16 protein-coding genes are annotated in these 21181 nt (G+C 64.6%); 7 read left to right on the forward strand and 9 right to left on the reverse strand.

Annotated features, from left to right (window positions below):
* The first annotated feature begins 55 nt into the window (after nt 1–55).
* The 4 genes from GA615_RS16280 to GA615_RS16295 are packed head-to-tail and all read left to right on the forward strand — an operon-like array spanning nt 56 to nt 5237.
* The gene (locus tag GA615_RS16280; RefSeq protein WP_152052375.1) at nt 56–1312 is read left to right on the forward strand and encodes a PAS domain-containing protein; all 1257 of its coding nucleotides are present in this window, start codon (nt 56–58) and stop codon (nt 1310–1312) included.
* A 6-nt stretch (nt 1313–1318) separates the two neighbouring features.
* Nucleotides 1319–1639: a circadian clock KaiB family protein gene (locus GA615_RS16285; RefSeq protein WP_152052376.1), complete on the forward strand. Its 321-nt coding sequence runs from the start codon at nt 1319–1321 to the stop codon at nt 1637–1639.
* A 7-nt stretch (nt 1640–1646) separates the two neighbouring features.
* Nucleotides 1647–3167, forward strand: coding sequence for a circadian clock protein KaiC (kaiC, locus tag GA615_RS16290; protein ID WP_152052377.1), 1521 nt, complete (start codon nt 1647–1649; stop codon nt 3165–3167).
* A 36-nt stretch (nt 3168–3203) separates the two neighbouring features.
* Entirely contained in the window at nt 3204–5237 is a 2034-nt protein-coding gene (locus tag GA615_RS16295) for a PAS domain-containing hybrid sensor histidine kinase/response regulator (protein ID WP_152052378.1), read from the forward strand.
* Nucleotides 5238–5289: 52 nt separating this feature from the next.
* Here the strand turns inward: GA615_RS16295 and GA615_RS16300 are convergent, their stop codons facing one another.
* The 3 genes from GA615_RS16300 to GA615_RS16310 form a co-directional block, all read right to left on the reverse strand.
* On the reverse strand, nt 5290–5763 hold the full coding sequence (locus tag GA615_RS16300; RefSeq protein ID WP_152052379.1) for a sirohydrochlorin chelatase: 474 nt from the start codon (nt 5761–5763) through the stop codon (nt 5290–5292).
* A gap of 281 nt (nt 5764–6044) precedes the next feature.
* Nucleotides 6045–7121 (reverse strand): hypothetical protein, encoded by a 1077-nt coding sequence (locus tag GA615_RS16305; RefSeq protein WP_152052380.1) that lies wholly within the window; start codon nt 7119–7121, stop codon nt 6045–6047.
* A 146-nt stretch (nt 7122–7267) separates the two neighbouring features.
* The gene (locus GA615_RS16310; protein WP_201750211.1) at nt 7268–8236 is read right to left on the reverse strand and encodes a cation diffusion facilitator family transporter; all 969 of its coding nucleotides are present in this window, start codon (nt 8234–8236) and stop codon (nt 7268–7270) included.
* A 188-nt stretch (nt 8237–8424) separates the two neighbouring features.
* Between GA615_RS16310 and GA615_RS16315 the strand changes: the two genes are divergently transcribed.
* Together GA615_RS16315 and GA615_RS16320 are read left to right on the forward strand one after the other, a co-directional pair.
* On the forward strand, nt 8425–9783 hold the full coding sequence (locus tag GA615_RS16315; RefSeq protein ID WP_161602380.1) for an MFS transporter: 1359 nt from the start codon (nt 8425–8427) through the stop codon (nt 9781–9783).
* A 206-nt stretch (nt 9784–9989) separates the two neighbouring features.
* Nucleotides 9990–10400, forward strand: a complete 411-nt coding sequence (locus GA615_RS16320) for a nuclear transport factor 2 family protein (RefSeq protein WP_161602381.1) — start codon at nt 9990–9992, stop codon at nt 10398–10400.
* Nucleotides 10401–10436: 36 nt separating this feature from the next.
* On the opposite strand, the gene GA615_RS16325 is transcribed toward GA615_RS16320, so the two are convergent.
* Nucleotides 10437–11078 carry a BON domain-containing protein gene (locus GA615_RS16325; protein WP_152052383.1) on the reverse strand — a complete coding sequence of 214 codons (642 nt, stop codon included), beginning with the start codon at nt 11076–11078 and terminating at the stop codon, nt 10437–10439.
* 912 nt (nt 11079–11990) lie between these two features.
* On the opposite strand from GA615_RS16325, the gene GA615_RS16330 reads away from it, so the two are divergent.
* On the forward strand, nt 11991–14594 hold the full coding sequence (locus GA615_RS16330) for a bifunctional YncE family protein/alkaline phosphatase family protein (protein ID WP_235905515.1): 2604 nt from the start codon (nt 11991–11993) through the stop codon (nt 14592–14594).
* 81 nt (nt 14595–14675) lie between these two features.
* Here the strand turns inward: GA615_RS16330 and GA615_RS16335 are convergent, their stop codons facing one another.
* The 5 genes from GA615_RS16335 to GA615_RS16355 all read right to left on the reverse strand — a co-directional run bounded on the left by GA615_RS16335 (nt 14676) and on the right by GA615_RS16355 (nt 20899).
* The gene (locus GA615_RS16335) at nt 14676–15125 is read right to left on the reverse strand and encodes a hypothetical protein (RefSeq protein WP_152052384.1); all 450 of its coding nucleotides are present in this window, start codon (nt 15123–15125) and stop codon (nt 14676–14678) included.
* Between the two features lie 398 nt (nt 15126–15523).
* A complete protein-coding gene (locus GA615_RS16340; protein WP_152052385.1) occupies nt 15524–16774 on the reverse strand; it encodes an ATP-binding protein in 1251 nt (416 codons plus the stop codon).
* A gap of 138 nt (nt 16775–16912) precedes the next feature.
* Complete coding sequence (locus GA615_RS16345; RefSeq protein WP_152052386.1) at nt 16913–17161, reverse strand: DUF4926 domain-containing protein; 249 nt, start codon at nt 17159–17161, stop codon at nt 16913–16915.
* On the reverse strand, nt 17158–17493 hold the full coding sequence (locus tag GA615_RS16350) for a DUF6883 domain-containing protein (protein ID WP_152052387.1): 336 nt from the start codon (nt 17491–17493) through the stop codon (nt 17158–17160). Before GA615_RS16350 ends, GA615_RS16345 begins: the two co-directional genes overlap by 4 nt.
* A 181-nt stretch (nt 17494–17674) precedes the next feature.
* Nucleotides 17675–20899 carry a vitamin B12-dependent ribonucleotide reductase gene (locus GA615_RS16355; protein ID WP_390622240.1) on the reverse strand — a complete coding sequence of 1075 codons (3225 nt, stop codon included), beginning with the start codon at nt 20897–20899 and terminating at the stop codon, nt 17675–17677.
* Nucleotides 20900–21181: the final 282 nt, after the last annotated feature.

Here is a 21181-nt window from a genome sequence, read left to right on the forward strand (position 1 = left end):
TGAGTTTCACGCGCATGGCGGACCAGGGTGATTTCCATTGGGAGCATCGGGTACGGTGATCGCCGGAGAGCTTCGGACAGTCTTGAACGTCCATGGCGACGGTGAAACCCGTGAGGCCGTGTCTCGGCTGCTCGTGGGCGAAGGGTTGCGGAGTCGGGACGTTCCCTCGACGGCCGAGGCCCGCGCCGCCCTGGCTGGTCCCGAGGCCCGGGATGCCGGACTCATCTTGCTCGACGCGTCGCTCGACGAGGCGGAATCGTTCTGTCGCGAGGTGCTGCGATCGACCCCTTCCGTGCCCCTGGTGCTGACCCGAGCCCAGGACACGCCCTTATCGGAAGGGCTCTCCTCCCTTGCGGTCGAAGTCCTAGACCGTCCGCCCGATGAATCGCGATGGCTCGCCGCGATTCGAGCCTGGACTCGGGTCGGCGGTCGAGTGCAGGAACTCGGTGCCGAGGCCGAGCGCTGGCGGTCGATCTTCGAGGCGATCGACGAGGGGATGGCCCTGCTCGACCCCGATGGCCGGATTCGATGGTGCAACATCGCGCTGGCCGGCTTACTTCGAGACAAGCCGACGGCCTTGCTCGGCCAGCGGCTGAGCGATCGGGCGGCGCACCTCATCCCCCCGGGCCGCCAGTGGCCCCACGATCGAACCCTTCGCAGCGGTTCCCGGAGCCGGGACGAGTGGGAACTGGAGCATCACTGGTTCCGATCGGCCGCCGCCCCGGTCCGAAACGCGATCGGTTCCCTGAGCGGGGTCGTCACCACCATCGAAGACGTGTCGCACGAGGTGCGGCTCCGCCAGCGAATCGCCCAGGTCGAAGCCGAGGCCGAGGCCCGTTCCGAACGGATCGATCGGCTCGAACGTGATGCCAGGCTCTATCAGGCGCTCGCCGGCATTCCCGTTCGCCCCGAGGATCTGGGGGCTCCGCGTCATCTCCCGCTGAGCCGCGAAATGCCCGAGGTCTTTTGCGATGCTCTGGAAGACTTCGGACGCGTGCTCGATCTGCGCTTGCTCCGCCGCAGCTACCAGACGCAACACCAGCCCGACGGCTCGGCCATCCTGAGCGCCCTGGCCGAGCGGCTTGCCACCGCCGGCGCGGGGCCGCGCGACGTGATCGAATTGCACGCGATGGCCCTTCGACAGCGCTCCTCCGGCACGAAAGCTGCAAAAGTGAATGTGTATGCCGAGGAAGCTCAACTTGCCGTGCTAGAGTTAATGGGCCGTCTTGCCGAACACTATCGCGCCGGTCTCGCCGCCGCGACTCGCAATGAAGCGGTCGCATCGGATCGGTCCCCGGATTTCTCGGAGTGACCGTCTATGGACCGTTATCTCTTAAAATTGTACATCACGGGCCTGACCTCCCGATCGCAACGCGCCGTCGCGACGTTGCAGCGCCTCTGCGATTCGGAGTTGTCCGGCAGGTATGACCTGCTGGTCGTCGATGTACTCGAACAACCCGAGCTGGCCGAGCAAGACAAGGTGCTTGCTACGCCCACGGTGATCAAGGAACACCCCGAGCCGCAACGCCGAATTATCGGCGATCTCTCCGACGCGGCTCGCGTGCTGGCGGCGCTCGATCTCCATGCGAGCGAGACGCACGCCCCGGTCACGGATTCCCGCGTCAAGGAGGCCGATTGAACCTTCCATGTCGATCTCGAAGCTCCCTACGGAAATCCACGGATTCGACCTCATCGCCTGCGGTGGCCTTCCCGAAGGCCGGGTGACACTGGTGGCCGGATCGTCCGGCAGTGCCAAGACGGTCTTCGGCGCCCAGTTTCTGGCCGCTGGGATCATGAAGCGCGATGAGCCAGGGGTCTTCGTCACCTTCGAGGAAACCCCAGAGGACCTGCGGCGCAACTTCGGCGGCCTCGGCTGGGACATCCCCTCGTGGGAAGCGCAGGGCCGTTGGGCCTTTGTCGATGTCTCTCCCGATCCAGGGGAACAACCCGTCTTTGCCGGCGGCTACGACCTGGGCGCCCTGATGGCCCGCGTGCAATACGCGGTCAAGAAAGTCGGCGCGAAGCGCCTGGTCCTCGATGCCATCGGGGCCTTCTTCGGTCAGTTTCCCGACCAGCACACCGTCCGGTCCGAGCTGTTCCGGATGACCCGAGCCTTGCGATCGCTGGGCGTGACCTCGCTCATCACGGCCGAGCGAGGCGAGGAGTACGGCTCCGTCTCACGCTACGGCGTCGAGGAATTCGTCTCGGATAACGTCATCATCCTCCGCAACGTGCTCGACGAGGAAGTCCGCCGCCGAACGCTCGAAATCCTCAAATTCCGCGGCACCGACCACTTGAAAGGGGAGTGGCCCTTCACGATCGTCCCCGAACGCGGGATCGTCGCGATTCCGCTGGCCGCCCTGGAGCTGAAGCAAAAATCGTCCGACGTGCGCATCTCGTCGGGCAATGCCGACATCGACCGCATGTGCGGCGGCGGCTTCTTCCGCGATTCGATCGTCCTGGTCAGCGGGGCCACGGGCACGGGCAAGACCTTGCTCTCGACCGAGTTCATCGCCGGAGGAGCCCGCAGCGGCGAGCGCAGCCTTTTATTCGCCTTCGAGGAAAGCCGCGAGCAACTGTTCCGCAACGCCGCCGGCTGGGGGGCCGACTTCGCGACCCTCGAAGCCCAGGGGTTGCTCAAGGTGCTCTGCACCTATCCCGAATCGACCACGCTGGAAGACACGCTTATCCTTATCAAAGAAACGGTCGAAGAATTCCAGCCCGACCGAATCGCCGTCGATAGTCTCTCGGCCCTGGAACGGGTCGCGCCGGTCAAGAGCTTCCGAGAGTTCGTCATCGGCCTGACCTCGGCGATCAAGGACAAGGAAGTTCCCGCGCTGTTCACGGCCACGACCGACAGCCTGCTCGGCGGCTCGTCGATCACCGAGGCTCATATCTCAACCATTACCGACTCGATTATCCTGCTCCGCTATGTCGAGCTGTTCGGAGAGATCCGACGCGGCATGACCGTGCTCAAGATGCGCGGTTCGTGGCACGAAAAGGTGATCAGAGAGTTCACGATCGACGGCTCCGGCCTGCACCTGGGCCATCCGTTCCGCAACGTTTCGGGGATCCTCTCCGGCATGCTCTCGCATGCGGGCTCGTCGCCGTCGAATCGGATCGACGACCTGTTCCAGGACGACCCCCCGCCTCCACCGGCTCATTAATCCCGATGTCCCGCCCCCCTCAGCGAGGTTTCGAGGATGGAAGGATCGAATGAGCGAAGGGAGCCCGCATCCCTGCCACTGGGCGGGCCAGGCCCTCCCCAGATCGCAGCCGCTCCCTTTCAGCAAATGGTCGAGCATGGCGCCGATGGCCTGGCGATCCTCGACGCCTCGGGAGTCATCGTCTATGCCAATCCGGCCGCCTCGGCCCTGCTGGGCCGGCCCTTGAATCTGTTGATCGGTCGGCCGCTGGGCTTGCCGGTCGTCGCCTTTCAATCGGCCGAGATCGACGTGCCGACGGCCGGAGAGTCGGCACGCATCGTCGAGCTTCGATCAACCCAAGTGGACTGGGAAGGCGGCCCCGCCTTGCTCGTCGGCCTGAGAGACGTCACCGCCTATCGTCGCCTCGTCGACAACCAGCGCTTCCTCGTTCGGGCCGGGGCCGAGCTGGCCCATTCGCTCGATCTTCCCACCACCCTCGCCCAGATCTCCCAGCTCGTCATTGAGGATCTGGCCGATGGCTGTCTAATCGACCTGATCCAGCCCGACGGCACCGTCCTCCGTCCGATTGCCCGGCACGCGACCGCCGAGGATGACGCCCTGCTGGCTCCGCTTCGAGACGGCTCCTGCGTCGATCTGAACGAACCCATCGGCCTTCCTCGCGCCCTCCGCACCGGCCGTCCCAAGATCTACAACCGCACCACCGAGTCGGCCATCGACTCACTGGCGACCGATCCCGTCCGTCGTCAAACGCTCCGGCAGATCGGCATCGGTTCCATCATGATCCTGCCCCTGATTGCTCGGGACCGGATCCTCGGGGCCTTGACCCTTTTGACCACGCGTCCCGGTCGCTTTTTCTCGGCCGCCGATCTTCCCAGTGCCGGAGAACTGGCCACCCTGGCCGCACTGGCCATCGACAACGCCCAACTCTATGACAACGCCCGAGAGGCCGTTCGACGCCGAGACGAATTCCTCGCCATGCTCTCCCACGAGCTGCGCAACCCCCTCTCCTCGATCATTCACGCCACCACCCTGCTCCAGAGCCACCAGAACCTCCACTCCGATCAGACCGGGGCGATCGAGGTGGTGGCCCGCCAGTCTCAACAGATGAGCCGATTGCTCGACGACCTGCTCGATATCTCTCGGGTCACCCGGGGGATCATTCATCTGGAGCGCCTGCCGGTCGATCTGCTCGACGTGCTCGATCAGGCTCTCGAATCGGCCCGGCCGGCGATCGAATCGGCCGGACATCGCCTGCACCTGAACCTCTCGGGCGGCTTGATGCCGGTGATCGGCGATCAAACCCGGCTGGTCCAGGTCCTGATCAACCTGCTCACGAACGCCGCGCGTTACACCCCCTCCGGCGGCGACATCTGGCTGGAGATGGCCTCGAGACCGCAGACGGTGGAGCTTGTGGTTCGAGACAACGGCATCGGCATCGAACCCGAGTTCCTTCCCCAGATCTTTGACCTGTTCACCCAGGGACGCCGCAGCCTCGATCGCTCGCAAGGGGGCCTTGGCATCGGTCTGACGCTGGTCCGGGAAATCGTCGAGCTGCACGACGGCTCCATCTCGGCCTTCAGCGACGGCCCGGGGCTTGGCAGCACCTTCCGGGTCCGATTGCCGGTTGCCAGTGTGCAAACGGACCCAATCAATACGCCGATCACACCGGCTCCCCGTCAGACTCCTTCGGAGCTGCGCCCCCTTCGCATCCTGCTGGTCGAGGATCACGACGACAACCGCGAGATGCTCCGCACCCTCCTGATGCTCAGCGGCCATCAGGTCGAAACTGCCGCCGACGGCCACGCGGCGCTCGACGCCCTCCGACATCGGCCCGACCTGTCCCTCATCGACATCGGGTTACCCGGCATCGACGGCCTGACGCTCGCTCGGATCGTTCGATCCGACCCCGATCTCAGCGACCTGACCCTGATCGCCGTGACCGGCTACGCCCGTCCCGAAGACCGTGCCGAGAGCCTCGACGCGGGCTTCGACGACCATCTCCCCAAACCCGTTCGGATCGATGACCTGAAGCGTCTGCTCGATCGCCTTCCTCGGTCTGCCGATCCGTGATCCCCCCCTTTCAGACCACGACCGCCCAAACCCCGGCTTCGCCCCCCCTCGATCACCCTCCGGCATCGCCGCCGCCGTCCATCGGAGCGAACCGGGCCGCCGCGACGGCCGAGGGGGTTTCGATCGCCGCCAACGTTCCTTGATCGAGCCGAGCGACCCGATCGGCCACGAGACGGTCGAGCAGCGGGTCGGGACCGAGCGGGGGCCCCAGCAGGAACGCCACCTGCGGATGTCGAGCCGCCAGGTCTTCCCGGGCCGCCGTCAGGTCGCGCAACAGGTGAACCCCCATCGAAAGAAAATAGGGGACCATCAGCACCCGAGTCGCCCCCCGAGCCACGCAGCGATCCCCCGCCTCGGGAATCTCCGGCTCGGTCAGCTCTAGAAACCCTGCTTCCACGATCGGATACCCCCCCTGCTCGGCCATCCGCTCGGCCAGGCGTCGCAGGTCGGCGTTGGCCGGTTCGTGTCGGCTTCCGTGGGCGATCAGCAAGACGGCCGTCACGGGTTCAGTCTGCGGCTGGGGCATCGGGAACACCTCGGAGCCCTTTGGGATGGGGGCGGGCGTGTCGTCATGTCGGAAACGGTCCACCAAGGAACCTCTCCCGATTGTTTGCCACCCCGACGACTCCGGCAAGGGCGCGTCTCGGCACAAAGCGGATGGCAATGAACCGCCCGCATCACTCCCCGCGCAACGAAGAACCGCCGCTCCCGGCGATCGTTCCGATCCGGAACGAGGCGGAAGCGGCGGTGTGGCGTCTCGTCAACTCCAGGCACTCACCAACCAGAAAAACCTGGCGGAGGCTCCCCTCAGCGGGGGAATCCCCCGGTCGTCGGCGGACCTCCCGGAACGGGGAACAATTCGGGCAAGCTGCCCGGAACGGCCGGAGGAGGAGGAGCCGCCGCCGGCAGGCCCAGCGGCGAGACTCCGGCCGGAACCGGCGGCGGGGGAGGCGCCGAGGCCGGCTTGGCCAGGGCACCGGGATGGCGGTCGGCGGCCGTTTCGGGACGAGCGGTCACGACCACCAGACGTTCGACCACCGCCGATCGTCCCCACTTCTCGGCCACCGATCGCGCCCCGAGGCTAATCAAGAGGCTTTCCCCCGGCTTGACTGGCCAGGCTCCCTCGACATGCGACCGGATGACCTCCGGCACCTGGAACGACGCCTGAAGCTTCATCGCCCCGGTTTTCGAGACCGAGGGATCGTTCCCCTCGCCGAAGCGGCGGAAAAGGCCCGCGATCGGGCGATCATCCCCCGCACCGGGACCTTGAATCGCGTCTTCGAACGACCCGGTATGCACCCCTTGCAGGCTCGTCTCGTCGAGGTTCACTCCCATGACCAAACCTTCAGGAGACGGCGTGGCCGAGAGGGCCATGTCCAGACCATTGTGCATCTGTTCCAGGATCGGCTGATAGGCCAGGCCCCCTTCGCGGCCGGTCGGCTTCTCTCCCTGGCGTTCGAGATCGACGATGAGCTGGATGGTTGACCCGGTCATCGTCCGGGCCGATTGACCAGCCCCGGCCACCGCCGAGGGGGCCTGGACCACAGAGGAACGCGAAGACTTTTCGGCATGGTCAATCAGGTCTCGGACCGCCGGCTCACCGACGGCCCAGACCATCAGGCCCGCCTGCCATTCGAGTCGTCGAGTGCGACCCTTGAGAACCCCTCGCCAGTCGAGCCCTTCGACCTGAAGATCACGGACCTCGAACACGTAACGAGGACCATTGCCGTTGACGTTGCCCTTCGACCCTTCGGCCGGGGTTTCCCTCGGCAGCGCCGAGGGGTCCGGGATGGGGGCCGAAGGCGGCACGGGCGACGGTAATTGCGGGGGGCCTTCGAGCGGCGCCAGGAGCAAGACCAACGACGAGACAATCGCGCCGAGCATCTGGGAGTCCCTCCCTCCGAGCTGGCAATTCGTATCTATCCGTTCCCCTCTGGAACCGAGTGACCGGCCCCGGGCGCGGCGGATCATAGCCCTGAGCGCCGAAACGGTCAACCGAACTCCTGCCCCTGGTTTCGAGCCAAGCCGGATCAGTCGGCTCTGGGCCGCTCGGTCCAGGGACGAGCCGCCGCGTCGGGTGGGTGAGGCTCTTCGGGAAACGGCTCCAGATGGACGAGGACATCTCGCAAGGTCGGAAAGGCTTCAAGTAAGCGATCCTTGACCCGATGGCCGATCCGGTGCCCCTCGGCAATGGTGAGATGGGGGTCGACTTCCAGATGGATGTCGGCGAAGTACTCCAGCCCCGACTTCCGCACCCAGAGGGTCTCGACCCCCTTGACCTCGTCATCGGCCAGGGCTTCGGCCTCGATCCGGGAGACAAACTCTCCCTCGGCCTGTGCGTCCATCAGCTCGTGAGCACTTTCCCAGGTCAGCACCAGTGCCGACCGCACGATGATCCCCATGACAACCAGGGCCGCCACCTCGTCGGCGAAGCGATACCCCGGCCCTCCCCATCGCACCACCGACAGGCCGATCAGGACCGCCAGCGCGCTGAAGGCATCGGCCCGATGGTCCCAGGCGTTGGCGACCAATGCCCTCGACCCCGTCCGCCGGCCGATCCCGAGCTTGTAACGGAACAGGACTTCCTTGATCACCACGTTGACGGCGGCGATGACGAGGGTCCACCCCGGCGGAATCTCGTGCCGCTCCGGCAGGCGTCGAATCGCCTCGGTCGCAACCAGCACGGCCGAGCCGAGCACCAGCAGCGAGACGCTCAGGCCGGCGATCGCCTCGGCCCGGGTATGGCCGTACGGATGCTCCCGATCGGGTGGCCGTTGCGCCAGCCTCAGGGCGACCAGCACGGCGAGCGACGTGACCACGTCTCCCAGCGAGTTGACGGCGTCGGAGATCAGAGCAAACGAGTGCCCGACCAGCCCGCCGACCAGTTTCGCCACCCCCAGGCCGGCATTGACCACCAGGCCCAGGACCGCTGCGCCGACGACCTCGCGGTACAGGGCCGCTCGCGATTCCTCTCTCGGTACCCTCGGCCCCTGTGTCACGCGTCTCCGACCTCCCGGCCTCGATCGCCGGGGCTCGCTGCCCAGGCATTCCTCACTCTTATACCCGCCCGATCCGATTCGCGTCGGCGCGGATCTGTGTCATCGCCGAGATGAATTCGGGATGAAGCCCGCCGCAAGCGCTCCGACTCGAATTGAGCCGGATGTCGCATCCTGCTAAAATCCTTCGGATGAGCACGACACTGACCGAACCTGCCAGTTCACAACCCGCCTCCTCTCCCCTCGCCAACCTTCGCCACCGAGCCTCGCAGACGACGCCGTTGATGCGTCCGAGGTTCTACTACGGCTGGATCGTTCTGGGCGTCGCCGCAATGGCGATGTTCATGTCCGGCCCCGGACAATCGTACTCGATGGCGGCGTTCATCGACCCGATGCTCGCCGACCTCGGCCTGGCTCGCAGCCAGTACTCGCTGGCCTATCTGGTGGCCACCCTGATCAGCGGCTCGCTCTTGCCGATCGTCGGCCGATTGCTCGATGGCCGAGGGGCCCGGGTCGTCCTGCCGATCGTCGCAATCATGCTCGGCCTTTCCTGCTTCGGCATGTCCTGGGTGGCCGGCCCTCTGGCCCTGTACCTGGGCCTGACCTGCGTTCGATCGCTCGGCCAGGGGGCCCTGACTCTGATGGGCACCTGGATGGTCAGCCAGTGGTTCGAGCGTCGCCGAGGGATGGCGATGGGCCTGCTCGGCCTCGGCTCGACCCTCTCCTTCATGGCCTTCCCGGCCACGAACCTGGCCATGATCGGGCACTTCGGCTGGCGAGGGGCCTGGGTCGGTCTGGGCCTGGCCGTCTTGACCTTGCTGGCCATTCCCGCGCTGATCTTCGTCCGGAACCGGCCTGAGGATCTCGGCCTCGAACCCGACCGGATCGCCCCGAAGCCTGGCTCGGACGCGAGGACCGACGGCCGATCGTCCTACGCCTCGTGGACCTCGTCGCAGGCGCTCCGGACCGCCTCGTTCTGGAAGGTCATCTCGGCCATGAGCGTCGGGGCGATGGTCTCCACCGGCCTGGTCTTCCATCAGGTCTCGATCCTCGGCGACCGCGGCCTCTCGGGAGGGGTCGCGCTCTGGCTCCTGACGATTCAGGCGGCCTTCGCCTGCGTGACGAGCCTGGTCGGCGGGGCCCTGGCCGATCGGATCGCCCCGAGGAAGATGCTCGCGGCGAGCATGGCCTTCATGGTCGTGGCGATGGCCTTGCTGCTGGTCCCGGTGACGGCGGCGACGGCCCTGCTCTACTCGGCCCTGCTCGGCCTGCACACGGGAATCCAGCGGTATAGCGGATCGCTGACTCTGGCGGGGTACTTCGGCCGGGGGCACTTCGGCTCGATCAAGGGGATCGCCATGGCGGTCGTCATCGGAGCCTCGGCCCTGGGACCGTTGCCCCTGGCGATCGCCCGCGACAGCCTCGGCCACTACGACCTCTCGCTGCTCGCCATGATGATCTTCCCGATCGCCGCCGGCATCGCGGTCTGGTCGGCCCGGCCGCCGGTCCTGCCCGAAGCCAGCGAGCCCCTCGCGGCTCCCTCGGCCTGAGCAGAGCCGACGAGATCGGGCCCAGGCCGCCTAGCGACCGATCGACGGGGAAACACACAAGTCTTGACTGGTGCAAGCTGCTGGCTCAAAATCGAGAGGAGTCTCGGTCATCGCCTCGGCTCACCCGGAGCGATCCTCGTCTTCCTTTGGGTTCCGGAAAGGGCGTCATGGGCCTGTCTGAGGGAAGCTCGTTTCTGGATCAATTGATGGATGTTTTTCGTTCGGGAGCCACCGCGCCGATCGCTCCCGAACAGGAGGAGCTGGTCGAGCAGGTCCGGGCCCTCTACGGCTGCATCATCCGGGGAGACTTCGCAGCCCTGGGAGACCTGATGACCGAGGACGTCTGCCTCGACATCGACGCCCCCTCGATGCCCGCCTTTCACGGCAGAACCGACGGGCGAGACGCGGTGCTCGCCGTGATCGAGCAGAACTTCTCCCAGGTTGACGAGCAGGTTCCCGAGGTCCGGGAGGTGGTCGTGCAGGGGGATACGGTGGTGGTCCTCAGCCGGGAATCGGGGCAGGTGACGGCCGATGGCCAGACCTATCTGTTCTCCTGGCTCCAGTTCTTCACCTTCCGCGAGGGCCGGCTCTGCTTGATCCGCGAACGAATCTCCTAACCGGCCTTCGCCTCGGCTCGACTCGGCTCGTTCGAGTCAGGGGGTTGGCAAGGGAGGGCGGATGGACGGGGTCGGCTCGACCGGAGTTTCGGGATCGGGGGTCGGCCGAGGCTCAGGGCGCCGCAGCGGTTCCAGACCCGGCTCGGCCCCGGTGTTCGGCTGGGGCAAGGGCTCGGCGCGGGGCAGCGGTTCCAGAATCGGCTCGGAGCGCGGATCGCCGAGGGGCCTGTCGGTCGCGGAGCCGGGAAGAACCGTCGTGGTGGTCCCCTCCGGCGCGACCAGTTCATTGAAGACCCGCGAGACACCGACGGTCGAAATGGCCAGCGCCGCGGCCCGATCGGCCGCCTCGGGGCTGGGCACGCTCCCTCGCAGAATGACCACCCCGCCGGGCCGGGCGTCGATAACAAACCGGCTGCCGGTCAGTTCCTTCTCCCAGAGCAACCGGCTGTAGACGCGGGAGGTGACTTCCATCGACTCGACCGCGCCTCGGGTGCGGGCGAAGGCGGTTCGCAGGCTCCGCTCGACCGCCCGGCCGGCCGTGTCGAGTGCCCCACCGACGACCTGACCCACCTGCTGCGCCGGCCCCTCCGACCGAATCACCTGCGCCTCGGCGGTCGCCGCCGTTCCGCTCAGGGCCAGGGCTGCCAGCCAGGCCCCTGCATGCTTGACCTGTCTCATGAGATGTTCCTCCGTGATGGACGTTTGCGTGCTCGATCCCTGCCGCCAAGCGGGTTGCAAGGCGGCCCGTCGTGCAAGTATGGCATGCCCTCGGCTGGCGTCGAGCCGAATTCCGGGCAAGGGACGACGCGGGCCGGTGCGCCCCAAGGTGCGCCGCTTCGGATGGCTCCGGTGCGCTCGGCACGCTCGACGCTTCTCCTGACCGGAAAACCTGTTACGCCGACCTCGACCGTTCGTTTCGTCACGGTGCGCCGGGGTGGGAATCGACGAGTCCCGCCAGGGCCAACGCAGGCAGCAGGATCGAGCAGTTCGGGGGCGGATTGGGGCAGGTGCGCGGTGCGGTGCGCCACTCGGTGCGCCCAGGGTGCGCCTGGCGAAAATGCTGTTATCGTTTGTGGAGGTTGAAGTTACGTCGATGGCCATCGGTTCGTTTCGGGGAATTCAAGCGAGCGGTGCGCGTTGGGACGCCTGGGGAACGTGTCGAGCCGAGAGGATCATCCAGCCACGAGAAGGGCGCGCGCCGCGGTTGAGTCGCTGACGTGGGAGAGTCGTTCGGCGGAGGAGGGCTGGCAGGACCGGCGGCGCTGCTGACTCTTTGTAATCATCGTGATTTGGAGGAGGTTCAGTCACACAATCCGTCGAGCGATTGGGGGATGAGGTGTTCGCGTCGGCAAGGTAGATGGGGCGCTGGCGAGGGCACCATTCCCATTGGCTCCACACCCTGGTTCGCCCTTTCGATCGGCCTGTGCCATCCGCCCGGTGCTCGGGGCGATTGGGCCAATTGGGGAACGTCTGCAAAGAACCTGAGAAGATTGTGGGAGGCTGGGGCGCGAGCCTTGTTCGGCACGGGGGGCGGGGCTAAGGTGGGCTCCGGATTGAAGGAAAGAGGATCAACCCCGAGAGGATCATCCGATGAGATGGGGATGGCACATGGTTTCAAGGTCTGGGCGGCTCGCTCGCGAGGCGATCGCGGTGGCGGGGGTGTTGGGATTCACACTCCAGGCCGAAGCGCTGGGTCAGGAGGCGATCGGTCCCGATCGGGAAGCCGTTGCGGCGATCTGGCCGGGGATCACTCCGGAAGGGAGCGTGGTGCTGCCGAACGGCTGGTCGCTGAAGCCGGCCGGCAGTCAGGTGCCGCTGGCCGGCGACTTCCCGGTCTTGATGGCCAGGCACCCGAGCGAGCCGGTGCTGGCGGTGCTGTTCGCAGGATATCGTACGCATGAAGTGGTGACGATCGACCTGGAGTCGAACCGGGTGATCGGCCGGGTGGCGCTGCCGGCGTCGTTCTCGGGCCTGGTTTGGTCGCCGGGGGGAGATCGGCTGTTCGTCGGCGGCGGGTTCGACGACCTGATTTACCGCTTCGAGCATGACAGCGGGCTGCTCTCGGGGAAGGTCGAGATCCGCTACCCCGGGCCGCTGGTCGCGGCCGACCCGCCTCCCGAGAACGAGCAGGACATCCGCCGGACCGGCCAGCGGGTGCCGGGCGGCCTGGCCCTGTCGGGCGACGGCAAGACGCTCTGGGTCGCGAATGTTTGGGGCGACACGGTGGCGAAGTTCGACGCCGAGACCGGCGCACTGCTCGGCGAGTTCTTCACCGGAGTCCGGACGTACCCCTACGGCCTGGCGATCGACGAGGCGCGCGGGCGGGTGTACGCGAGCCTCTGGGGAGCGTCAGCCGTGGTGGCGATCGAAATGGAGACGGGGGACCGGGTCGCGCGCTGGGAGACCGAGGAGCACCCGAACGAACTCTTGCTGGCCAGGGAGGGGAAGATCCTCTACGTCGCCAACGCGAACCGGAACACGGTGAGCGTGATCGACACCGACGAGGGCCGCACCCTGGAGACAATCGGCACGGCGATCGCCCCGGATGCCCCGGCCGGCTCGACGCCGAACGCGCTGGCGCTGTCGCCGGATGAAGCGGTCCTGTTCGTCTCGAACGCGAACACCAACCACGTGGCGGTCGTCAACGTCGAGCAGCCCGGCCGCAGCCGGTCGATGGGCTTCCTGCCGGTCGGCTGGTATCCGACCTGCGTGCGGCTCTCCGAGGACGGCAAGACGATTTATGTGAGCAACGGCAAGGGAGCCATGTCGCGCTCGAACCGGCAGGGGCCGCAGCCAGTCGCAGGCCCGAGGCCGCCGACGGTCGAGTACATCGGCGGATTGTTCGAGGGGACGTTGTCGGTCATCCCCATGCCCACGCCCGACCGCATGGCCGAGCTGACCCGGACAGTCTACGAGTGCAGCCCGATCGACCGCGAGAGCCCGACCGCCGTCATCGCCGAGCGTCCCGAGGGAAACCCGATCCCGGCGAAGGTGGGGGACCCTTCACCGATCAAGTATTGCATCTATATCGTGAAAGAAAATCGAACGTATGACCAGGTGTTCGGCGATCTTCCCGAGGGGAAAGGTGCCCCGGAACTGTGCCTCTTTCCCGAGGAGGTGACGCCGAACCACCACGCCCTGGCGCGGGAGTTCGTCTTGCTGGACAACTTCTACGTGGAGAGCGAGGTCTCGGCCGACGGGCACGAGTGGACGATGGCGGCCTACGCGACCGACTTCGTCGAGCGGACCTGGCCGCTGGGTTACCGGGGGGACCGCCGCGTCCCCTACCCGTCCGAGGGGAACTTCGAGATTGCCCGCCCGGCCGGCGGATACCTCTGGGACCGCGCCCGGGAGGCGGGGGTGAGCTACCGATCGTACGGTGAGTTCATCAGCAACGGCCCGACCCCCGACGCCCCGGGCGTCGCCACCGTCGAGACGCTGGAAGGGCACTTCGACCCCTTCTTCCGCAGCTACGACCTGAACTACCCCGACGTGAAGCGGGCCGAGCGCTTCCTGGAGGAGCTGGCGCGGTTTGAGGAAGAAGGGGAGATGCCGCAATTGATGATCGTCCGCCTGCCGAACGATCACACCGCCGGCACGAGGGTCGGCGGCCTGACCCCTCGGGCCATGGTCGCCGACAACGACCTGGCGCTCGGGAAGCTGGTCGAGGGGGTGAGCAAAAGCAAGTTCTGGCCCGAGACGGCGATCTTCGTGGTCGAGGACGACGCCCAGAACGGCCCGGACCATGTCGATGCGCACCGGACCGTCGCCTTGTGCATCAGCCCGTACACCCGAGGGACCGGGAAGGACTCGACGATGTATTCCACCTCGTCGATGCTGCGGACGATGGAGCTGATCCTCGGCCTGGAGCCGATGAGCCAGTTCGACGCCGCGGCCCGCCCCATGTACGCCAGCTTCCGGCCCGAGGCGGACCTGCGGCCTTATGATCATTTGCCCGCGCGCATTGATCTCGAAGAGGTCAACCTCGCCACCGCCTGGGGGGCCGAGCTTTCCGAACGCCTCGACCTGACCAAGGAAGACGCCGCCGACGATCTGTTGTTCAACGAGATCATCTGGCGATCGGTCAAGGGGGCCGACTCTCCCATGCCCGCCCCGGTGCGCTCGGCGTTCGTCCTCCAGGTCGAGGGGGACGAGGACGACGAAGACGAGGATGAGGACGAGGACGGCGAGTGATCCTCGGCCGAAGGGTTGCCCTGGTGGGGTGGCTGGTTTCGCAAAGAGCCCAGTCACCCCGCCGATGGGTTGGGGGCGTGCTCAGGTGCCGACGAACTCGATGTAGAGTCGGCCGTTGGGGCGATCGACCCAGATGCGGCTGAGCCCCGGGGAGTCGTCGAAGTAGACCTCGGGCAGGGCCTCGATGCGGTCGTGATCCCACCAGGCGGGAAACCCGTAGCGGGCGCTCATCGGCCGATCCCCGGGCGGGGGCGTTTTGAGCCCCCTGGCGGCGATGAGGCGATTGAGGTAGGCGTTGTCGATCGGCTCCAGGACCCAGGCGAAGGAGGGGTCCATGCCCCGCGACTCGCCGTAGTAATGCACGATCCTGACGGTTGCCGGCGGCGCGGCGCCGAACAGCCCCTCCAGCGGCTCGATCGCCTCGTCTCGCGACGGGCCGCACCCGACGCAGGCCAGCACGGCGACCATCGCCCACCGCCCTGCTCTGCCGGCCCGTCGTCCTGATTCGCCCGCGGTGCGCTGCATGGGCATGAGGATCCCTCCTGACGCGGTTGTCGCAACTTCGAACGGTCGTCGGGTGATGGCATCACCCCGATGCTTACGTCTCGAAGTTGGGCAGGGTTCGGCGACAGGGTGGCTTGAGCGCGGGCGGAACCTCAGAAAAGCCCCCCGGTCGGGTGGCACGGGTGACCTCACCAGTGGGGCCCCCATTGCAGGCAGAACCAAGGGAGGACACCCGGGTTTGCCCGGCGTTCGGCTCGGGGATGGGCAGAGCCTGGAGACGCTGGACAGGGGACGAAGGCGATCGCGTCGGCAAAGTGGGCTGAACACTGGTGAGGACACCAGTGCCACCCAGGCCATCATGTGTTGACAACTATGTTCCCACCAGTGCCACCTGCCCGTCTACTTGAACACGCCACCAAGCAATGTCAACCAGTCAATTTGGACAAATCAATCTTCTTAACCGTCTCGTCATTTTCTTTAAGCAACATCACTCTAATGCACATTCTGAATTTGGGATCTTTAAAAACGTAAGAATCGCCTTTTGCTGACCGTTTTATCACTGCTTTTTCCCCTCCAGCAAGCTCGGAAAGCATCCCACTAATATTCAATTTTGTTCCGCAGGTGGAACTCGGGAATTCTCTTCTCACGATATCCTCTATGTCTTGCAACTTAATTTCATCACCATCCATTTTTCCAAGCGAAAACAATACTTGATTCCTTCTTCCTACGCGTGTATCTTTGTTATTCATCAAACTCTCTATGACCGAATAATCATGGGAAAGCGAAGAACTTACCCATTGCCGATCAGCTTCTTCTAGCAAATCCAAATTTATAACATTTCCATTTTTTGCAATAATTCTCGAAAGCTCGAGACAATATTCATGAATTCTTTGGGGTACTCGATCTGTAACCCAGCTAATATAATGAACAAGCTGATCAAGATCTTGGGAACTAGAGGCTCTAAACTTGAGCTCTCCTATCAAACCCCGCACAATCAAAGCCGACGCCTGATCATACGAGAGCCTTGAAACTTCTGGCAATTCATACAGACGATTTGAAATAGTATGCATATTTGGAGTACTAGCAAAATACTCCTTTACCCCGCTTGGCACACCGACAATCAACAATTTTACACGATATCTAGAATAGCGCTCATCGTCAAGCAATGTAATTACATTTGCGAGCTCTTTCATCAAACTTTTATCATCGAACACAGATTCTAAATTGTCTAAAACAACAAATGCATCTGAATCGTTGGCTTTTCTTCTTGCCAGGGCAAAACAGCGTTCCAAAGGATCTATCTCGGCCAATTGATACTCAGCATCGTGACCAAGACCTCCTTCGACACCAGGAACCGATAATGTTGCTGCTTTCGACTCGCGATAAGCAACCTTACGAAAAGGGTCTAAAGTCGCGATTATATTTGAAATTTCATTTGTTATTGATCCCATTCTGGACGCATTAGCCAAGTTTGCAGGAAAGTAAACGTAGGCCAATTTAGACATTACACTTTTATACAACCATGATTTCCCTGTGCCACTTTCCCCATGAATGATGGTGTGGAGTGAGCCTCTCAAGCTTGATTCGAGCGCATTCTCAAGAAACGGCCTATCTACATACATAATTTCATTCACATTGGCAGATCGTGGTGTAAACACTTGTTCGGGATATTTCATTCTATTTACCAAGATAGAAGTTTTGTAAAGATTGTGTTCAAATCTTCCCGGGCGGCGAAGCCGTAAGAGGCGTTCTGAGACCGATCGGTGATTGCTGAAAGAATGGTCCTTGTCGCGCCGCGAGCTGATACCCGGCGATCAACCGACTGGGGCAAAGGGGCGGACGGAGAGGATCTCGTCGGCGCGGAGCGATTCAATCTCCGATTCTCTGACCGTGACGACGGCGATCGACTCGCCGAGGGCGTTGAAGACTTCGAGGATCGCGCCATCCTCGCCGCCCTTGGGATCGGGGATGTAATCGACGAGGGTCACAACATCGCCGCATTTAAGGCCGTACTCGGCGATGTCGCGAAGGAGGGACACACGCTCGTAGAGAGAAGGTCTCATGGTTGGCGGCTCTTGTCGGGCTTGAGTGTCACAAAGCGGTATGATCCGTCAGCTTGCAGGTGGATCCAGACCGTGACCACCTTCAATGATCGGCCGTTCGGACCCGTGATCGCCCCTCGGACAAGGTAGTAGGTTCCTTGCGAGTTGACTCCATCTTCCACCGCATCCACGCGAGCGGCAAGGGCACGAAGTTCATCACGCAACGAGTCGGCACAGGAGACGTCGAATCCAGCCAAGCCGAGGAACTTGGATTTGTCGTCTTCAGGGCGGTGGATCAGTAGGTACTTGGTCAGTTTGTCATCGGCAATGATCGCATCTTCGGGAATCTTCATCGGAGAATCGACCCGCGGGGCTCGCGTGTGCGGATTCAGAGGGGGACGCGTGCGGGGCACGCAAGGGCGGGCCCCACGGGTCGTAGTGCGGGGGGGGTGAGGGTGGGGATGGAGACCCCCTCACCCGGCCTGCGGCCACCCTCTCCCCCGCAGACGGGGGAGAGGGAAGGGAAAGGAAGGCTCAGGAGCAGCCCATCGAGTTGCCGCAGTTGAAGCAGCGGTAGCAGGTGCCGCAGCGGACGGTGAGGGCGCCGCAGTTGTCGCAGGAGGGGGCGTCGGACTGGAAGCGGGCGAATTCTTGTTGCTGGGCGCCGAGGCCGATCTCGTGGGAGGGGACGAGGGAATCGGTGCGGGACGACGAGGAGGACGAGTGAGAGGCGGTGGCCTCGGCGTCGTCGAGGTCGGCCATGGTGGCGGTGCGGTGGCCGTTGGTCTTGATGACGGGGGTGCTCGGCGCGGTGGGGGCGTCGAGGTCGGCGGAAGGACCGGTTAACGCGGCGGCGGGAGCGGGGGAGACGGTGATGGGGCTCGTGGGCTCGACACCGTCGCGGCGAGGGGTGTTGGCCTCGCGGTAGCCGGGGATGAACTGGATGCCGAGCCACCGGAAGATGTAGTCGGTGACGCTCTTGGCGATCGGGATGTCGGGGTTCTTGGTGAACCCGGCCGGCTCGAAGCGGCTGTGGGCGAACTTGTTGACGAAGACTTCGAGCGGGACCCCGTATTGCAGGCCCATCGAGACGAGCGTGCCGACGACGTCCATCAGGCCGCCGACGGTGGAACCCTCCTTGGCCATCGTGATGAACAGCTCGCCGGGGCGGCCGTCGTCGTAGAAGCCGACGTTGATGTACCCCTCATGACCCTGGATGTCGAACTTGTGGGTCATGCTGCGGCGGGTGTCGGGCAGGCGCTCGCGGCGCGGGGGGCCGATCTCGGCGGGTCGGCCGCCGACGGGGGCGGGAGGCTGCGCGGCCGCGGCGGGCTTGAGGCCGGCACGCTCGCGCTGGAGGCGTTCGTGCTCGGCATCGAGGGCGGCGCGGGCGGCGTTGACCTCGTTCCAGGCTTTTTCCAGGTCGGTCTTGGCCTTGGCCAGCTCGGCGGCGATCTTCTGATCCTCGCTGGAAGTGCTGACCGGCTGCGATTCCTTCGAACCGTCGCGGTAGATGGCCAGCGCCTTCAGTCCGAGCCGCCAGCCTTCGAGGTAGGCGTCGCGGATGTCGGCGACGGTGGCCTCGCGGGGCATGTTGACGGTCTTCGAGATCGCTCCCGAGAGGAACGGCTGCGCGGCGGCCATCATGCGGACGTGCCCTTCCCAGGCGATCGTCCGGACACCGTTGCGCGGCGGGAAGGCACAGTCGAAGACGGCCAGGTGGTCGTTGTCGAGGCCGGGGGCCCCTTCAATCGTGTCGTGCTCGTCGATGTAGTCGAGAACGCCGCGGATGACCGGCTCGTCGTAGCCGAGGGTCTTGAGCGCCATCGGCACGGTGCGGTTGACGATCTTGAGCATGCCGCCGCCGGCGAGGCTCTTGTACTTGACCAGGGCGATGTCGGGCTCGATGCCGGTGGTGTCGCAGTCCATCATGAAGGCGATGGTGCCGGTCGGGGCGAGCACGGTGACCTGGCTGTTGCGGTAGCCGTTGGTCCGGCCGAGTTCGAGGCACTCATCCCAGACCTTGCGGGCCTCGGTCAGCAGCGCGTCGGGGCAAGACGGGTCGATCGACTCGACGGCGTCGCGGTGCATCTCCATGACGCGGAGCATCGGCTCGCGGTTGATCCGGAAGCCGTCGAAGGGTCCGAGGCGGCCGGCGTGCTCGGCGGAGGTCCGGTAGGCCTCGCCGTGCATGATGGCGGTGATCGCCCCGGCCAGGGCCCGGCCTTCGGGAGAGTCGTACGGCCGGCCGGTCGACATGATGAGCGCGCCGAGGTTGGCGTAGCCGAGCCCGAGGGGCCGGAAGGCGTGGCTGTTGGCGGCGATCAGGTCGGTCGGGTAGCTGACGTGGTCGACGAGGATTTCCTGAGCGGTGATGAAGATGCGGCAGGCAGCGCGGAAGCCTTCGGCGTCGAAGCTGCCGTCCTCGCGGCGGAACTTCATCAGGTTGATCGACGAGAGGTTGCAGGCGCTATCGTCGAGGAACATGTACTCGGAGCACGGGTTCGACGAGTTGATCGGCGCCGTGTTGGGGCAGGTGTGCCACTTCTGGATCGTGTCCTCGTACTGCATGCCGGGGTCGCCGCAGGTCCAGGTCCCCTCGGCGATCTTGTCGAGGAGATCCTTGGCGCGGTAGGTGTCCATCGGCCGGCCGGTGGTGACGGCGCGGGTGGTCCATTCCTCGTCGTTGACCGCGGCGCGGAGGAAGGCGTCGGTGGCTCGGACAGAAAGGTTGGCGTTCTGGAAGAGGACGGAACTATACGCCTCGCCGTTGAAGTTGGCGTCGTAGCCTTCGCGGATCAGGGCGTGGGCTTTTTGTTCCTCGTTGGTCTTGGCCGTGATGAATTCGAGGATGTCGGGGTGCCAGCACTTGAGCGTCTGCATCTTGGCGGCGCGTCGGGTCTTGCCGCCCGACTTAACGACGCTGGCGACGGCGTCATACACCCTCATGAAGCTGACCGGGCCGGAGGGTCGGCCGCCGCCGGAGAGCTTCTCGCGGCTGGAGCGGAGGGTCGAGAGGTCGGTACCGGTGCCCGAGCCGTACTTGAAGAGCATGGCCTCGGCGTGGGCCAGCTTCATGATCCCTTCCATGTCGTCGGAGACCGACTGGATGAAGCAGGCCGAGCCTTGCGGGTACTTGTAGGCGTCGTCGACGGCGACGACCGAACGGGTTTCCTCGTCCCAGCGGTAGTTGTTGGCGTCTCCGGAGACGCCGCGCTGGTGGTAGAGGCCGACGTTGAACCAGACGGGGGAGTTGAACGAGCCGTACTGGTTGACGCAGAGGGCTGACAGTTCGTCGTAGAAGGTTTCGGCGTCGGCGTCGGAGGCGAAGTAGCCGTCGGCCTTGCCCCAGTCGGTGATGGTCCGAGTGACGCGGTGGACCAGTTGCCGAACGCTGAATTCACGCTCGGGCGTGTTGACCTCACCGTAGAAGTACTTGCTGACGACGACGTTGGTGGCGAGCTGGCTCCAGGAGCGCGGCACCTCGCAGCCGGTCTGCTCGAAGATGACCTTGCCACGCTCGTCCTTGATGGCCGCGGTGCGCTCGTCCCACTCGACCTGATCGAACGGGCTGACCCCCTCGGTGCTGAAGACGCGAGGAACCACCATCCCCCGCCCCGCCGTCCCGGCCCCTTGGCCCCGATCCTGCCCGAGCTCTTCCCGATGATCAACGGTCGCCATCGCCGGCCTCCGCCTGTGATCGAACGTATCTATTATCAGGTATTCGGAGTGAGTCGAATCTCCTGGAGGTGGGCGCATGATTACTGGACTTGCGACCAGTGTCAACAGGTTATTCGACTATGGCCTGATGCTGGTGCTCGATCGAGTCTGAAAGTTCGTCTCGATTGGTTCCTCCGAAAGCGTCGCCATCCATGTGGAAATATCTGCCAGATGAGAGCGACGCCAGAAGACAGTTTTCGCCATGTACACCCTAGAGGGAATACGAGCACCACACAGTTTCGCAGAACATTTTAACCATTCTTCCAAAAATACCAATTTTTCCGAACTGCTGCCAAGTTTCAAAAAAATTTAAAAACAAAG

Source organism: Tautonia marina, assembly GCF_009177065.1.
In the GTDB taxonomy this organism is placed as follows: domain Bacteria; phylum Planctomycetota; class Planctomycetia; order Isosphaerales; family Isosphaeraceae; genus Tautonia; species Tautonia marina.

What these genes read in the sequence shown, in the direction of transcription:
- GA615_RS16300 (WP_152052379.1), bottom strand. Translation starts at nt 5,763, where the DNA reads ATGCCCCAGCCGCAGACTGAACCCGTGACGGCCGTCTTGCTGATCGCC.
- GA615_RS16320 (WP_161602381.1), top strand. Translation starts at nt 9,990, where the DNA reads ATGGATGTTTTTCGTTCGGGAGCCACCGCGCCGATCGCTCCCGAACAG.
- GA615_RS16305 (WP_152052380.1), bottom strand. Translation starts at nt 7,121, where the DNA reads ATGCTCGGCGCGATTGTCTCGTCGTTGGTCTTGCTCCTGGCGCCGCTC.
- GA615_RS16295 (WP_152052378.1), top strand. Translation starts at nt 3,204, where the DNA reads ATGGAAGGATCGAATGAGCGAAGGGAGCCCGCATCCCTGCCACTGGGC.
- GA615_RS16340 (WP_152052385.1), bottom strand. Translation starts at nt 16,774, where the DNA reads ATGAAATATCCCGAACAAGTGTTTACACCACGATCTGCCAATGTGAAT.
- GA615_RS16335 (WP_152052384.1), bottom strand. Translation starts at nt 15,125, where the DNA reads ATGCCCATGCAGCGCACCGCGGGCGAATCAGGACGACGGGCCGGCAGA.
- GA615_RS16330 (WP_235905515.1), top strand. Translation starts at nt 11,991, where the DNA reads ATGAGATGGGGATGGCACATGGTTTCAAGGTCTGGGCGGCTCGCTCGC.
- GA615_RS16350 (WP_152052387.1), bottom strand. Translation starts at nt 17,493, where the DNA reads ATGAAGATTCCCGAAGATGCGATCATTGCCGATGACAAACTGACCAAG.
- GA615_RS16345 (WP_152052386.1), bottom strand. Translation starts at nt 17,161, where the DNA reads ATGAGACCTTCTCTCTACGAGCGTGTGTCCCTCCTTCGCGACATCGCC.
- GA615_RS16325 (WP_152052383.1), bottom strand. Translation starts at nt 11,078, where the DNA reads ATGAGACAGGTCAAGCATGCAGGGGCCTGGCTGGCAGCCCTGGCCCTG.
- GA615_RS16315 (WP_161602380.1), top strand. Translation starts at nt 8,425, where the DNA reads ATGAGCACGACACTGACCGAACCTGCCAGTTCACAACCCGCCTCCTCT.
- GA615_RS16285 (WP_152052376.1), top strand. Translation starts at nt 1,319, where the DNA reads ATGGACCGTTATCTCTTAAAATTGTACATCACGGGCCTGACCTCCCGA.
- kaiC (WP_152052377.1), top strand. Translation starts at nt 1,647, where the DNA reads ATGTCGATCTCGAAGCTCCCTACGGAAATCCACGGATTCGACCTCATC.
- GA615_RS16355 (WP_390622240.1), bottom strand. Translation starts at nt 20,899, where the DNA reads ATGCGCCCACCTCCAGGAGATTCGACTCACTCCGAATACCTGATAATA.